Annotated in this window: 14 protein-coding genes; 7 read left to right on the forward strand and 7 right to left on the reverse strand. The window is 40.8% G+C overall.

Annotated elements, in window-relative coordinates; genetic code table 11:
* Positions 1–250: 250 nt before the first annotated feature.
* On the reverse strand, positions 251–853 hold the full coding sequence (locus VB711_RS20190) for a hypothetical protein (protein WP_323288063.1): 603 nt from the start codon (positions 851–853) through the stop codon (positions 251–253).
* Positions 854–963: 110 nt separating this feature from the next.
* On the opposite strand from VB711_RS20190, the gene VB711_RS20195 reads away from it, so the two are divergent.
* The 4 genes from VB711_RS20195 to VB711_RS20210 are packed head-to-tail and all read left to right on the forward strand — an operon-like array spanning position 964 to position 3,606.
* Positions 964–1,563, forward strand: coding sequence for a tRNA-(ms[2]io[6]A)-hydroxylase (locus VB711_RS20195; protein ID WP_323288064.1), 600 nt, complete (start codon positions 964–966; stop codon positions 1,561–1,563).
* 4 nt (positions 1,564–1,567) lie between these two features.
* Positions 1,568–2,128 (forward strand): GNAT family N-acetyltransferase, encoded by a 561-nt coding sequence (locus tag VB711_RS20200; protein ID WP_323288065.1) that lies wholly within the window; start codon positions 1,568–1,570, stop codon positions 2,126–2,128.
* A gap of 41 nt (positions 2,129–2,169) precedes the next feature.
* Positions 2,170–2,649 carry an EVE domain-containing protein gene (locus VB711_RS20205; protein WP_416233598.1) on the forward strand — a complete coding sequence of 160 codons (480 nt, stop codon included), beginning with the start codon at positions 2,170–2,172 and terminating at the stop codon, positions 2,647–2,649.
* Positions 2,650–2,658: 9 nt separating this feature from the next.
* The gene (locus VB711_RS20210) at positions 2,659–3,606 is read left to right on the forward strand and encodes a DUF4351 domain-containing protein (RefSeq protein WP_323288066.1); all 948 of its coding nucleotides are present in this window, start codon (positions 2,659–2,661) and stop codon (positions 3,604–3,606) included.
* A 340-nt stretch (positions 3,607–3,946) separates the two neighbouring features.
* Here VB711_RS20210 and VB711_RS20215 read toward each other — a convergent pair whose 3' ends face one another.
* Complete coding sequence (locus tag VB711_RS20215; protein ID WP_323288067.1) at positions 3,947–4,744, reverse strand: 7-carboxy-7-deazaguanine synthase QueE; 798 nt, start codon at positions 4,742–4,744, stop codon at positions 3,947–3,949.
* 170 nt (positions 4,745–4,914) lie between these two features.
* On the opposite strand from VB711_RS20215, the gene VB711_RS20220 reads away from it, so the two are divergent.
* From VB711_RS20220 to VB711_RS20230, 3 genes are all read left to right on the forward strand, one after another.
* Positions 4,915–5,964 carry a sugar transferase gene (locus VB711_RS20220; RefSeq protein ID WP_323288068.1) on the forward strand — a complete coding sequence of 350 codons (1,050 nt, stop codon included), beginning with the start codon at positions 4,915–4,917 and terminating at the stop codon, positions 5,962–5,964.
* 166 nt (positions 5,965–6,130) lie between these two features.
* Positions 6,131–7,825, forward strand: coding sequence for an ABC-F family ATP-binding cassette domain-containing protein (locus VB711_RS20225; protein ID WP_323288069.1), 1,695 nt, complete (start codon positions 6,131–6,133; stop codon positions 7,823–7,825).
* A gap of 453 nt (positions 7,826–8,278) precedes the next feature.
* Positions 8,279–9,442 carry an NDP-sugar synthase gene (locus VB711_RS20230; RefSeq protein ID WP_323288070.1) on the forward strand — a complete coding sequence of 388 codons (1,164 nt, stop codon included), beginning with the start codon at positions 8,279–8,281 and terminating at the stop codon, positions 9,440–9,442.
* On the opposite strand, the gene VB711_RS20235 is transcribed toward VB711_RS20230, so the two are convergent.
* From VB711_RS20235 to VB711_RS20255, 5 genes are all read right to left on the reverse strand, one after another.
* Complete coding sequence (locus VB711_RS20235; protein ID WP_323288071.1) at positions 9,376–9,588, reverse strand: hypothetical protein; 213 nt, start codon at positions 9,586–9,588, stop codon at positions 9,376–9,378. The two genes, VB711_RS20230 and VB711_RS20235, sit on opposite strands and share 67 nt — an antisense overlap.
* Before the next feature lie 17 nt (positions 9,589–9,605).
* The gene (gene speA, locus VB711_RS20240; RefSeq protein ID WP_323288072.1) at positions 9,606–11,618 is read right to left on the reverse strand and encodes a biosynthetic arginine decarboxylase; all 2,013 of its coding nucleotides are present in this window, start codon (positions 11,616–11,618) and stop codon (positions 9,606–9,608) included.
* A gap of 221 nt (positions 11,619–11,839) precedes the next feature.
* Positions 11,840–12,814 carry a 2-dehydropantoate 2-reductase gene (locus tag VB711_RS20245; RefSeq protein ID WP_323288073.1) on the reverse strand — a complete coding sequence of 325 codons (975 nt, stop codon included), beginning with the start codon at positions 12,812–12,814 and terminating at the stop codon, positions 11,840–11,842.
* Between the two features lie 9 nt (positions 12,815–12,823).
* Complete coding sequence (locus VB711_RS20250) at positions 12,824–14,317, reverse strand: acyl--CoA ligase (protein ID WP_323288074.1); 1,494 nt, start codon at positions 14,315–14,317, stop codon at positions 12,824–12,826.
* 46 nt (positions 14,318–14,363) lie between these two features.
* Positions 14,364–14,564: a hypothetical protein gene (locus VB711_RS20255; protein ID WP_323288075.1), complete on the reverse strand. Its 201-nt coding sequence runs from the start codon at positions 14,562–14,564 to the stop codon at positions 14,364–14,366.
* Positions 14,565–14,735: the final 171 nt, after the last annotated feature.

Genomic DNA, 14,735 nt, shown 5'->3' on the forward strand with positions numbered 1-14,735 from the left:
AGCTTAACCGACAAGTATTGAGTTGATGAAGCTCTGACTCAATGACCAGCAGAAAATCGCTTAAAGTAGCCTGTATTATGGGATTGGAGGCGGCATTCCCAGCCATAGACTGAGAACGAGCAATTACCTACGGTTTAATTATGCACGACTTACGCACGGGGTACGAAAAATAAGGTACAATTCTGTGTACCTAGCTTGTAAGTTGTCCGTGAGAGTATTTTAATTAGGAATATTATCTATAATAATCTATCTATTGTTGTCTAATTGCACTTGATAAAATACCTAAAATTTTCTTGATGTCTTTGATGTAAAATTCACTCAAATCAATATAAATGATCTTATCTTCTAATTTTAAAAATTGCCAAATTGTCCCGATAGTTATTACTCCATAAATTGTCTTAATAGAGTTATTTTGCTGTTCATTAAATAATTGAGCCGCAATCATTTCTGCTACACATTGTCCTAAACCAGCCTTCAAATTTTCATTTTTCGATTCTACTAATAATGTAATCACAGGTGCGCGGACAAAAAGTTGCTCTTTAGAAAGACTAATCATAAAATCACAAAAGCCATTTAAACCTTTTTGAGGTTCAACATTAAAATCTATTCCAGAAAATAAACCAATATAATTAAATTTTCGTCTTATTTCTAATAAAATCGGACTGATGATCATTTCAGATCGGGCTTTTTCTGTATTAATGGCAATAGCTAAATCAATATTTTCTGTTAAAATAGTTGTTAATAAATCACTGCATTCTTCTTCCTCTATATCTGCAAATAATCCTGATTTCTCGTTGATAGTTAAACCAAAATTATTAATAACTTCATTTAATTTAAAATCACTGTAAACCATAAAAATTAATTCCCAGAATTTAATAATTAACAATTCTTGTATAGTCTCGCTATTTGCGATTACAATCTATTTAATGGAATACTCGGCTAAATCTGGAGTTTTGTGTTTTTGTGCTTACTTCTCCTTTACCAACTATCAACGCTCTTAAACAACCTACCAGTGATGCTTGGGTGAAGCAAGCGATCGCTAACTTAGATATTATCTTACTCGACCACTCCCACTGTGAACGCAAAGCCGCAGGTGTAGCCTTAAATTTTATGTTTCGCTACCCTTCTAATACTAAAATGGTCAGGGAGTTGACAGCGATCGCCCGCGAAGAACTCGAACATTTTGAACTGGTTAATCAATGGTTAGAACGCCGCAATATACCCCTTGCACCTCTTCCTCCCCCTCCCTACGGTGCAGGTTTAAAAGCTCAAGTTCGTCCCCACGAACCAGAACGATTTTTAGACTCTTTGCTAGTCACAGGCTTAATTGAAGCCCGCAGCCACGAACGTTTGGGACTATTAGCCTCTAACTGTCCAGAACCAGAACTAGCTAAATTTTACCGCGCTTTGATGGCATCGGAAGCCCGACATTTTGGAATGTACTGGGTTTTAGCTGATACATACTTTGACCGGGAAATTGTCATGCAACGCCTAGATGAATTGGCTGTAGTCGAAAGTGAATTATTAGCCACCTTACACCCAGAACCAAGAATCCATAGTTAAGACAGTGAAAGACTATTATCAGGGTTTTTTAATTCGTGATTGGCAAGAGAGCGATCGCACTTCAGCAGCAAAACTAATTAATACCGTATTATCAGAATATGCTTTAGGTTGGGAACCTCACGGCGCTGACCAAGATGTTGTAGAAGTAGAAACATATTACTTAGCCACTGGCGGCGAATTTTGGGTAATTGAATACCAAAATAACCTAGTCGGTACGGCAGCATATTATCCAATTCGTCGGGGCAAAAAAGCCGTAGAAATCCGCAAAATGTACCTTTTACCCAGCGTCCGGGGATTGGGTTTAGGTAAGTATTTATTGCAACAATTAGAAAGAGCGATCGCCTCCCGTGGATTTGAGCAAATTTGGATAGAAACAGCCAGTTTTCTCACCCAAGCTGTCCAACTCTATGAAAATAATGGTTACATCCCCACCACAGGAGTAGAAACCCAAAGGTGCGATCGTATTTATGTAAAGTTTATAGTTCCCCAGAGCGGAAGTCAAAGGACTTACGAACAAGTTACGGAATATTTAACCACAGAGGACACAGAGAACACAGAGAAATAAGAGTTTGAGAGATTTTTTGCGTAAGTCTAAAGTAACAAATAATGCAGCGTAAGATTTTTAGAGATATGGACTCAGTGAATTATTGGTTAATGAAATCAGAACCCCAAGCTTATAGTATTACCGACCTCGAACAGGAACAACAGACAATCTGGGACGGGGTGCGTAATTACCAAGCACGGAACTTTATGCGTCAAATGCAACCAGGGGATCTAGTTTTCTTCTATCACTCAAATACCAATCCCCCCGGTATTGTTGGGTTAATGCGCGTCGTCAAAACAGGTATAGCTGACCCATCTCAGTTTGACCCAAAAAGTGAATACTACGACCCAAAATCAACACCTGAATCCCCCCGTTGGCAAACAGTATTAGTTGAATTTGTCAAGACCTTTCCTCAAATTATTTCCCTATCCACCCTCAAAGAACAATTTAGCGGTGATGAACTATTAGTCGTAAAAAAAGGAAATCGTTTATCTGTAATTCCAGTCTCAGAAACAGTCGCCAAACAAATTATACCTAATTAAAATAAACTCATGGACGAAAAACTAGAAAGAGCAGATAATGATAGCCCGTGGAAAGAAATTTTAGAAGCTTACTTCCCTCAAGCAATGCAATTTTTCTTTCCTGAAACAGCAGCATTAATTGATTGGGAACGTCCCCACGAATTTCTAGATAAGGAATTTCAACAAATATCCCGCAAAGCTGAACAAGGTCGGCGATATGCAGATAAATTAGTTAAAGTTTGGCAAATTCAAGGAGAAGAAATTTGGCTATTAATTCATGCAGAAATTCAGGGAAAATCAGAAGAAATTTTTCCAAAAAGAATGTTTTCTTACAACCTGCGAATCTTTGATAAATTTGGTAAACCTGCCATTAGTTTAGCAATTTTGTGTGATAATGACCCGACATGGCGACCCAATCAATATAGTTATAATTACCCGAATACCAGGCTTAACTTTGAATTTGGTACCGTCAAACTTTTAGATTATCAAAACCGTTGGAAAGAATTAGAAACCAGCGATAATCCATTTGCAATAGTTGTGATGGCACATTTGAAGACACAGCAAACAAGTAAAAAGCCAGCAGAACGTAAAGCTTGGAAATTTAGCTTAATTCGCCGATTGTATGAAATAGGTTTGCAAGAAAAAGATATTCGTAACCTGTATAGATTTATTGATTGGGTTATGATTTTACCAACAGCCTTGGAAGCAGAACTTTGGCAAGATTTTAAACAGTTTGAACAGGAGCGGACTATGAGCTACATTACCACAGGCGAGCGCATTGGTTACGAGCGGGGACAACGGGAACAAGGACAAACACTCGTCCTACGCCTACTACAAAAACGAGTAGGAAAACTATCAGAAGAGGTTCAAAGAAGAATTAAAATTCTCTCTTTAGAGCAATTAGAAGCCCTTGGCGAGGCTTTATTAGATTTTACATCCATTGAGGACTTACTTCGTTGGTTAGAAGCTATTACATAAGCATTATCAATTCTATCTCTTGTAGGGTGCGTCAGACCCGATAATTGACCATCTAACAGATTTTCTCAATCTGACGCACCGCACTAATAACGTAAGTTGCTTTTTTAGTGAAACAAGGTGCGTCAGAAACTTAAAATTAGTCATTTCAGCCTAAATTATTCCGTCTGACGCACCCTACAGACTACTACAGACTACAAAATATCAGAAAAATTAATAACTAGCAACTTGAGTTAATTACATAATTTTTCTGTTCCCTGTTCCCTGTTCCCTGTTCCCTGTTCCCTGTTCCCTCTCTCAATTGACTGAGATTCTTAGTTCATAGAAATAAAAACAACCAGCGTTACATTTGACTAATCATCTTATGGGTTTGGGGGATTACCCGCACTATTTTAACAAACTGCTTCATCAAAGCTTGCCATTCTAAAACTTGATTGGGAGAGGGAACATCCACAGCCACAGAGCTAAACTGTTCAGATGGTGGTAATGGTGTAACCGGCTGTAAAAATATGGGGATATCTTGACTTACAGAGGCCACTAACAAAGCAGAACGCTCTAATTCCTGGGGATCAGTTTTTTGAGAAACTATGATCTTGACAAAAACATCTAAATTTGCATCTCTACATAATTGTAAAAACTCTCTGTGTTCTTGCCAATAAGTCTCACCACTAACACTAGGTAATTTTAAATCCATTCCCACAGAATCCAGGTAGGGAATGATCATCGCTAGTTGTTCAGGGCGGTGTCCAGCAGTTTCTAAATAAATGGGTAGATTTGTGACAGTTCGCAATTCTGGTAAAAATTGCTGCAAAAATGGAGCATGGAGTAATGGTTCTCCTCCAGTTAAGCTAATGCTATCGTGTAGATTAGGTAGATTTTGTCTTTCTACCGATTTAATTAAAAGCGGTAATGAGATAGGATTAGAGTGAATTTCAAAATCTCTTAGTCCAGGTGTTCTCTCTACTCGATATGTGGAGGGCGCATTCCAAGTATGGGAACTATCGCAAAAGTGACAGCGTAAGTCACAAAGAGCAAAACGAATAAAAATCTGACGTGTCCCGACATTAGCTCCTTCCCCTTGAATAGCAGAAAAGACCTCAATCAGGCGTGCAGTAGGTTGGACTGTAATTTTAGCAATCATGTGATTATAGCAGCGCGATCGCGTCGGCACAAGAGGGAGTAAGTTTTCTATCTTATTTTTCTATTGTGAACTCCCGTTCGCCATCTCCTAAATCACAGATGCACCTAAATTTTCACGGGTTCAACATCAGACAGGTTAATTTTATAGCATCTTTGGCAGATTAAATATAGGTGATAAGTAAAGTGCAGAGCTTCATGAGTAGCCAACCCCCGGAGGCAGAAATCCCAATTACTTACCTCAATCATACCGCCATTGTGCAAGTATCCGCACGGTTGAGCGTGGTTGAGGCTGTAGGCTTTAAACAAACCTGCCAAAACTTAATCCAATCCAATTCACACATCAAACAAGTTGTGATTGATTTTGAATATACTACCTTTATGGATAGTAGCGGATTAGGGTCTTTAGTTAGTATTTTTAAAACCGCCCAGGAAAAAAGTATTACGTTTTCACTGCGTCATGTTACTCCCCAAGTCATGGCAGTGTTAAACCTGACTGGTCTAGATCAGGTGTTTTTCATCGAATCTTTTCAAAGAGTTTCAGCAACAACAGCCAATAACCTTACAGAAACAGGACAAAATAACTCTCGCAAGATAGAACCATTACCCCAAACTCATCCTTCTGTGGCTTCTTGGGTCAAAAGGCTGATAGACATTATTGGTTCTTTGGTTGGTTTAGCTATTACAGGTATTTTACTAATTCCTATTGCCATTGCCGTACAAATCGACGATCCCGGACCCCTTTTCTTTAGTCAAGTTCGTTGTGGTTGGATGGGTAAGCGATTTGCTATTTGGAAATTCCGCTCGATGTGCAAAGATGCGGAAGCTAAAAAATCCCAGGTGGTTAACCAAGTCCAAGGTGCTTTCTTTAAAAATGAAAACGATCCCCGAATTACGCGGGTAGGGCGTTTTTTACGTCGCACCAGTTTAGATGAACTACCCCAATTTTGGAATGTTCTCAGAGGTGAAATGAGTTTAGTTGGGACAAGACCACCAACTCCTGATGAGGTGGAACGTTACGAAGTACCGGAATGGCAACGTTTTGATGTTAAACCCGGAATGACTGGAGAATGGCAAGTTAAGGGACGCTCCAATGTACGCAGTTTTGAAGATGTAATTCGTTTAGATTTGCAGTACCAGAAAAATTGGAGTTTAGTTTACGATTTAAAGTTAATTTTGCAAACTATCACCATTCTATTCAATAAAAATAGCGGTGCAGTGTAGGAGGCAGGAGGCAGGAGGCAGGGGGCAGGAAATGAATTATTATGCCCATTATGTTCATTTCCCCATTCCTCCCCTTTTTTTATTTTTTGTGGTTAAATTTTGTTAAGATAGAATACGGCGTTAGCATTGCCCATCAACTACCTATCCTCTACCTGAGAGACACTTCATGCTGCGACTTGAACATATCAGTAAAATTTATCCCACAGGCGAAGTTCTCAAAGATATCAACTGGGAAGTTAAACCAGGCGATCGCATTGGCTTAGTCGGTGTGAACGGTGCGGGGAAATCCACCCAACTGAAAATCATCTCTGGGGAAATTGAACCCACTGCTGGGCAAATTATTCGTCCTAATAGTTTACACATTGCGTACCTGAACCAAGAATTTGAAGTAGACCCTAGCCGCACGGTGAATGAAGAATTTTGGACTGTCTTTAAAGAAGCTAACGCAGTTCAAATGTCTATAAACCAGGTAACGCAGGAGATGGGAACCGCTGACCCAGAAAAATTAGACCAACTAATTAACAAATTAGATCGCTTACAACGGCAATTTGAAGCTCTGGATGGCTATAATCTGGATTCTCGAATAGGTAAAATCTTACCAGAAATGGGGTTTGGGGTCGAAGATGGCGATCGCTTAGTCAGTGCCTTTAGTGGTGGCTGGCAAATGCGGATGAGTTTGGGTAAGATCCTTCTGCAAAAACCCGATCTATTACTGCTGGATGAACCTACAAACCACCTAGACCTAGAAACTATCGAATGGCTAGAAAATTACCTCCGAGGGCTAATTACCCCCATGGTAATCGTCTCCCATGACCGAGAATTTTTAGACCGTTTGTGTAACCAAATTGTCGAAACAGAACGGGGTGTTTCTAGTTCTTATCTGGGAAATTACTCATCATATCTAGAACAAAAAGCTGAAAATCAACTAGCCCAACTCAGCGCCTTTGAACGTCAGCAAAAAGAAATCGAAAAGCAGCAAACCTTTGTAGATCGGTTTCGGGCTAGTGCTACCCGCAGTACCCAGGCAAAAAGCCGGGAAAAACAACTAGAGAAAATAGAGCGCATTCAAGCCCCCGTTGCTGGAGTCAGAACCTTACATTTCCGCTTTCCCCCCGCACCCCGGAGTGGTAGAGAAGTGGTGGAAATTAAAGAGCTAACTCATGTTTATGGCGATAAAATCTTGTTTTTAGCTGCTAATCTGTTGATTGAAAGGGGCGATCGCATAGCCTTCCTTGGACCCAACGGAGCAGGTAAATCTACTCTGTTAAAAATTATCATGGGTCTAGAACCACCCACGGAAGGGATCGTTAAATTAGGGGATCATAACGTGATTCCTGGTTACTTCGAGCAAAATCAAGCCGAAGCCCTAGATTTAAACAAAACCGTCATGGAAACCATCCATGATGAAGTTCCCGACTGGACAAACGAAGAAGTCCGCACCATTTTAGGACGGTTTTTATTTGCTGGTGACACCGTATTTAAGAAAGTTGCTGCACTAAGTGGAGGCGAAAAAGCCCGTTTAGCGCTGGCAAAAATGCTCCTATGTCCAGTAAACTTAATCATCCTCGATGAGCCTACAAACCACCTAGATATTCCTGCCAAAGAGATGCTAGAAGAGGCTCTACAGAACTATGATGGTACAGCGATCGTTGTTTCCCACGACCGATATTTTATCTCCCAAGTAGCCAACAAAATCGTCGAAATTCGGGATGGTGAATTTCGCGTTTACTTAGGAGACTATCACTACTATCTCAACAAAATCGCCGAAGAAAAAGAGCAGGCCAAGCAAGCAGCAATAGAAGCGGAAAAAGCCGCCAAAAAAGCCGCCAAAGCTGCTAAATCTGGGGCAAAGGGCAAGTAGAACATACTTCTGGCTTTAGGAGGGGGTTTTAAAGGGTGTTTGAAAATACCCAGATTACCCTAATTCCCCCGTCCATAACTTACGTCAATACTTTTTATTTGGAAGTCTCTTAGTGCTAAGGGAGTATCTGATCAAGCTGAAAAGCTGATTTGAGAAAATTTGTCTGACATGACTCAAAATACTGTACTCTATATACAAGCAGGTAGGAACAATAAAATCCAACTGTGTAAAGAAAAGTAAAGATAAAACCCTTTTTTTCCCTGGCCTATCCCAAGGACAATTTTTAAGCCTAACCTAATTATCACTTCCTTTTGCTGAAGACCGTCTATGAGAGTTATCATAATGAAACTTTAAAAATCCAATCCTACTAAAATGTTTGTATAAAATCAGACTTTATGTGGTAGGTATGGGTAGTTCATATTAAACTGGCTTGTGGTTGAGGAATAAAATTTTATGAAAGCGATGATTCTCGCGGCGGGTAAGGGTACTCGCGTTCGCCCTATTACTTATACAATTCCTAAGCCGATGATTCCCATCCTGCAAAAGCCAGTGATGGAATTTTTACTGGAACTGTTACGCCAACATGGATTTGACGAGATTATGGTCAATGTTAGCCATTTGGCGGAGGAAATAGAAAATTATTTCCGCGACGGTCAACGGTTTGGCGTACAGATTGCTTATTCTTTTGAAGGAAAAATTGATGATGATGGGAAATTAGTGGGGGAAGCAGTGGGTTCGGCTGGAGGTATGCGCCGTATCCAAGACTTTTCGCCATTTTTTGATGAGACCTTTGTGGTGTTGTGTGGTGATGCTTTAATTGATTTAGATCTAACTTCGGCGGTGAAGTGGCATAAATCCAAAGGAGCGATCGCTACCATTATCACAAAATCTGTCCCCAGGGATGAAGTTTCTAGCTATGGTGTAGTTGTCACTGATGACGATAATCGCATTAAGGCTTTCCAAGAAAAACCGACAACAGAAGAAGCTCTTAGCACTAATATCAATACAGGTATTTATATTTTTGAGCCAGAGGTATTCAATTATATTCCTTCTGGGATAGAATATGACATTGGTGGGCAGTTGTTCCCCAAATTGGTGGAAATTGATGCACCATTCTACGCTATTCCGATGGATTTTGAATGGGTAGATATTGGTAAAGTCCCAGATTATTGGCGGGCGATTCGTGGTGTACTGCTAGGGGAAATCAAAAATGTACAAATTCCCGGTCATGAAGTCGCACCAGGGATTTTTACTGGTTTAAATGTGGCTGTAAATTGGGACAAAGTGGAGATTACTGGACCCGTCTACATTGGTGGGATGACCAGAATTGAAGACGGGGCGAAAATTATTGGACCAGCGATGATTGGACCCAATTGCTGGATTTGTAGTGGGGCTACTGTAGAAAATAGTGTAATTTTTGAATGGTCGCGCCTGGGTCCTGGTGTGCGCTTGGTTGATAAGTTGGTGTTTGGTCGTTACTGTGTGGATAAAACTGGTACGGCGATTGATGTCCAAGCTGCGGCTTTAGACTGGTTAATTACTGATGCACGTCAGACACCACCTATACATACCCCTGTGGAACGCCAAGCGATCGCTGAATTGTTGGGTAATGGGTGATTGGTGATTGGTGATTGGTGATTGGTAATGGGTGATTGGTGATTGGTGATTGGTAATTGGTAATTGGTGATTGGTGATTGGTAATTGGTAATTGGTGATTGGTGATTGGTAATTGGTAATTGGTAATTGGTAAGAGTTTTTTCCAATCACCAATTACGAATCATTAACTATTCAAGTAAGTATATCTCATCAAACTTTGCTCGTAGGTTTGTAGCAGTCGTTGGGATTCTGCTAGAGAGATCCGGTTTTCTTCTAAAGCACGCTCACATCTTTGGCGAATATTTTCTACCAGATATTCAGAGTCATACTGAACATAGCTGACCACTTCACTCATGGTATCACCCTTAACGACGTGTTCAATTTGGTAGCCCTTGGGGGTTAAGTTGATGTGAACAGCATTGGTGTCGCCAAAAAGGTTGTGTAAATTGCCCATGATTTCTTGGTAAGCTCCATTGAGGAACATTCCCAAATAATAAGGTTCTCCCTGTTGGAATTTGTGCAATTCTAAAACAGATTTAACATCCCGTAGATCAATAAAGCGATCAATCTTTCCATCACTATCACAGGTGAGGTCTGCTAAAATTCCTCTCTGTGTCGGCTCTTGATCTAACTTGTGTAGGGGCATAATGGGAAATAGCTGGTCGATCGCCCAACAATCTGGTGCTGATTGAAACACAGAAAGATTGATGTAGTAGATGGAAGCCATGATTTTTTCTAGGTCTTCCAGTTCATCGGGTACATATTCTTCCTGTCTGGTGATGTCCAGAATTTTCCGACAACAAGCCCAGTAAAGACGTTCGGCTTTAGCGCGTTCTTGAAGTCGCAAAATTCCCAAATTAAACCGACTGATGGCTTCTTCTTTAAATTGGGCTGCGTCGTGGTAGAACTCCTGATAGTTTTCTTTGTTGATGGATTGGTAGGTTTCCCAGAGATATTTGATAATTGGGGATTCTGTTTCTTGGGGAGGTTCAGGGAGGTCTAGGGGGACTTCGCTGGTGCTGAGAACATCAAAGATCAGCACTGATTGATGGGAAGCGATCGCTCTCCCACTTTCGCTCACCAAGGTGGGGACGGGGATCTGACGTTCAGCACAGGTATCTTTTAACTCGGCTACAATATCGTTGGCGTAGTTCTGCATATTGTAGTTTTTCGAGGCGTAGAAGTTGGTTTGAGAGCCATCGTAATCTACACCCAAGCCACCACCGACATCGAGATATTTCATATCTGCACCCAAAGCCGCTAATTCTACATAAATTCTGCTGGCTTCTTGGATGGCATCTTTAATCACATTGATGGCGGAGATTTGCGAACCAATATGGAAATGTAATAACTGTAAGCAATCGAGTAGATCAGCCTCCCGTAGTTTGTCAACTGCTCCCATAATTTCGGGAATTGTTAAGCCAAATTTAGCGCGATCGCCCGTGGAAGTTCCCCAGCGCCCCATCCCTTGGGTACTGAGTTTAGCCCGTATCCCCAAAATCGGCTTAATCCCCAATTGACGGTGAGCAGCGATGACTAAATCCACCTCTTCAATCTGTTCTAAAACGATGATTGGTGTTTGGCCTAGTCTTTGGGATAACATGGCTGTTTCCACGTATTCCTGGTCTTTGTAGCCATTGCAAACTAACAATGCGCCTGGGGTATCCAATACGGCCAGAGCAATCATTAATTCTGGCTTAGAACCAGCTTCTAACCCAAATTGATGAGGTTTACCAAATCTGACTAAATCTTCGATTAAGTGCCTTTGCTGGTTACATTTGACGGGAAATACACCACGATACACCCCTGGGTAATTATAGCGAGCGATCGCTTTAGCAAAACAAGCGTTTAACCGTTCAATCCGGTCTTCTAAAATATCAGAAAAGCGAATTAATAGGGGAAGTCCTAAATTGCGCTGTTTTAAAGCATTGACTAATTCAAACAGATCCAACGAACCACCCCGTTCACCTTTGGGGGAGACTGTGATGTGACCAGCAGCATTAATGGAAAAATAGGGCTGTCCCCAACCTTGAATCCGGTAGAGGTCTTCACTGTCTTCAATTTTCCAAGAACGGGAAATTTCTCCTGTAGTTGTACTAGGTGTTAGTAGTTTCTTTTGTTTCTGACTCTTTAATTCCGATTTATGCCCATTGGGAGGCACTTTCACAAGTTCATCAGCAGTTGCATCAACACCCATTTCTTCCTGACCTCTATATTTCACCTACGAATTAACAATTTAACGCATTAGTTTAGTAACTGATACACACTCAGAGAGAATTTTTCTAGGGGACTAGGAACTGGTAGAATATTCTCTAAACTTTAGGCTCAGAACGAAAGGTAGATATTGCTGACCCTGATAAATGAGACTGTACCGTTGTAACAGATTTGCGTTTATATTTTACTTCTATCCCTATTCTTTTAATATTTTGTTGCTTCTAATAATTTAACACTGGCGTAAATTGCCTCAATATGAGGTGTGGGAATCTGAGTGAGTTTACCCAATTCTATCACCGCACCAACGATCGCTTCTATTTCTGTTGGTCGTCCGGCTTCGATATCTTGTAACATTGATGTTTTATGTGCGCCAACTTTTTCTGTACCATTAATCCGTTGTTCTAAACTAATGCCAAAATTAATACCTAACCTTTGAGCGATCGCTTGAGCTTCTAACATCATGTTTCTTGCTAGTTCACGGGTCAAAGGATATCTGGCAATGGCTTCTAGAGTTGCACCAGTTAAACCACTAATGGGATTAAAGGCTAAATTACCCCATAATTTCACCCATATTTCTGTTCTAATTTGATCACGTACTGGTGTTTTAAATCCGGCTTTTTTCAACGACTCAGCTAATAATTGAATACGTTCAGTTTTTGTTCCGTCCAGTTCTCCCAAGGTAAATCGCTCACCTTCAATGTGTTTAATCACTCCCGGTTCTACTATCTCTGCGGCTTGATAGACTACACAGCCAATTACCCGATCAATATCAATATAGTTTTCTATGATCCCATCTGGGTCAACAGATTGCAAACTTATTCCCTCATACTCACCACCATGCTTGCGGAAGTACCACCAAGGAAAACCATTTTGCGCTGTCACCACCATTGTGTGTTGATGATATAAACTAGGAAGAAGAGGAGCGATCGCTCCCACACCATTAGTTTTCACAGCCAAAATTACTACATCCTGGGCTTCAACTTGCGTAATATCATCAGTAGCTAAAGTCGGGGTAACAACTTGGCTAGAACCATCAATTAATCTTAATTCCAGCCCTTTTTCTTGGATTGCAGCCAAATGAGAACCGCGAGCAATTAGCGTCACTTCCTCACCAGCAAGAGCTAATTTACCCCCTAACAAACCACCAATGGCACCAGCACCAACAATACAGATTTTCATAGGTACTGTTTAACCAATATTCAGGAATTTCGCCATTTTTAAACGTTGTAGCTTACCTGTAGCCCCACGGGGTAACTCTGATAAAATATGAACTTGCTTAGGAACTTTAAAATCTGCTAACATAGTCGAGCAGTGGCTTAAAAGTTCCTTTGCATCAACTTCTGTTTTCAACACCACAGCCGCATGAACCTCTTCACCTAAAGTTGGGTGAGAAACTGCAAAGGCTAAAGCCTCAGACACAGCCGGATGTCGTAACAACGCATCATCAACTTCCAAAGGTGAAATTTTTTCCCCACCCCGGTTAATTAGTTCTTTGATTCTACCAGTTAACTTTAAATAACCATCTTCATCTATTTTGCCTTGATCACCTGTGCGAAACCAACCATTGACAAAACTTTTAGCGTTAGCTTCTGGATTATTTTCATAACCATCAATCACATTTGCCCCTTTTACCACCACTTCCCCTAAATTTCCTGGTGATAAAAAGTTGTTTTCATCATCCATAATCCCCACTTCTACACCGCATCCATAACCCACAGTACCAGCTTTGCGAACTTTGGGAGGCAAGGGGTTACTTGTCATTAAATGGGATGTTTCCGTCATGCTGTAGGATTCCAACACAGGAGAATTTAAAACTTCTTCCATTTGTTCTATAATTACCAGAGGTAAAGCCGCACTACTAGAACGAATAAAGCGGAAAGGATTGGCTTTAACAATCTCTAAATTTCGGCTTGCCCGTGCTAAAATCATCTGGTGCATTGTCGGGGATGATGAATACCAAGTGGGTTTGTAGATATCCACCAGTTTCCAAAATTCCAAAGCATTGAAACCATTGGGACAAACTAAAGTTCCTCCTGATGCTAAAGTTGCTAATAGACAACCGACTAATCCGTGAATGTGGAATAGGGGCATTAACCCAAAAGTTGTATCTGCTGGTGTTAAGGAATAGGCATCAATGATATTATCAACTGAAGCGATTAAGTGACGATGACGAATAGGTACACGTTTAGGACGGCTAGTTGTCCCGCTAGTGTGCAGAATCATTGCCACATCATCACCGTTGGGTAATTCTGGGTTAGTTGATGTTGTTGATGTTGGTTTAATTAAGGTAAAATTTAAAGTACCGTCACTATTCACATTAGCTTCAATTAACATCATATCGGGTGTAGCGGCTGCTAATGCTGCTTCTGGTGTTCCCGGTAGGGTAATTAGGGCTTTTGCTTGGGTATCTTGGTAATAAAAAGCAAATTCTTCTTGTTTATATTTAGGGTTAAGGGGTGCAGCAATACCAGACAAAGCCGCAGCTAGAAAGGTAATCGCTACTGGTGTACCATTTGTCATGGCAATAGCGATCGCATCCTTGGATTTTAACCCAAAACTGTGAAGTTGAGAGATTAGAACTTTGATATTCTCGCGTAACTGTTGATAGGTAATTACTGCGCCATCAGGTGTAATTAAGGACGGGTGATGATCTTCACCGCTTAAAAGTTGGAGTAAATTCATAGTTTGTGTTTCGCGCAAAGAAGCAGAGGAGCAAAGGTAAAAGGTTTTAGGAATCTTCGGGGAAAACCCATTTTGGCGGTTCTGTCATCTTTTTCCGCAATCTTTCTTCTGCCATTTCTAGCATTTGGTCTAGGGATGTCTCTTCGATAAATTTTGAGGTTGCTTCTCTAAACTCGATGTTAGGGCATTTATCACCCAAAACGCATCCGTTGACGCAAGCTTCAGCACAATTAATTTTCTGCTCCACAGTCTATTCCTCTCTAGATTCTGGCATTTATAGCAACCGCCAAGGTGGTTAGGACATCAATTGTTAGCGCAGCTTGACGTAAGCCATTGATGAAACGAGTTTCACAACAGGGTTTGACTCCTGACTCCTGACTCCTGACTCCTGACTCCTGACTCCTGCTATATGCTCTAG

This window comes from Cronbergia sp. UHCC 0137, assembly GCF_034932285.1.
Classification (GTDB): domain Bacteria; phylum Cyanobacteriota; class Cyanobacteriia; order Cyanobacteriales; family Nostocaceae; genus Cronbergia.

What these genes read in the sequence shown, in the direction of transcription:
- VB711_RS20205 (WP_416233598.1), top strand. Translation starts at nt 2,170, where the DNA reads ATGCAGCGTAAGATTTTTAGAGATATGGACTCAGTGAATTATTGGTTA.
- VB711_RS20250 (WP_323288074.1), bottom strand. Translation starts at nt 14,317, where the DNA reads ATGAATTTACTCCAACTTTTAAGCGGTGAAGATCATCACCCGTCCTTA.
- VB711_RS20190 (WP_323288063.1), bottom strand. Translation starts at nt 853, where the DNA reads ATGGTTTACAGTGATTTTAAATTAAATGAAGTTATTAATAATTTTGGT.
- speA (WP_323288072.1), bottom strand. Translation starts at nt 11,618, where the DNA reads ATGGGTGTTGATGCAACTGCTGATGAACTTGTGAAAGTGCCTCCCAAT.
- VB711_RS20210 (WP_323288066.1), top strand. Translation starts at nt 2,659, where the DNA reads ATGGACGAAAAACTAGAAAGAGCAGATAATGATAGCCCGTGGAAAGAA.
- VB711_RS20245 (WP_323288073.1), bottom strand. Translation starts at nt 12,814, where the DNA reads ATGAAAATCTGTATTGTTGGTGCTGGTGCCATTGGTGGTTTGTTAGGG.
- VB711_RS20230 (WP_323288070.1), top strand. Translation starts at nt 8,279, where the DNA reads ATGAAAGCGATGATTCTCGCGGCGGGTAAGGGTACTCGCGTTCGCCCT.
- VB711_RS20215 (WP_323288067.1), bottom strand. Translation starts at nt 4,744, where the DNA reads ATGATTGCTAAAATTACAGTCCAACCTACTGCACGCCTGATTGAGGTC.
- VB711_RS20225 (WP_323288069.1), top strand. Translation starts at nt 6,131, where the DNA reads ATGCTGCGACTTGAACATATCAGTAAAATTTATCCCACAGGCGAAGTT.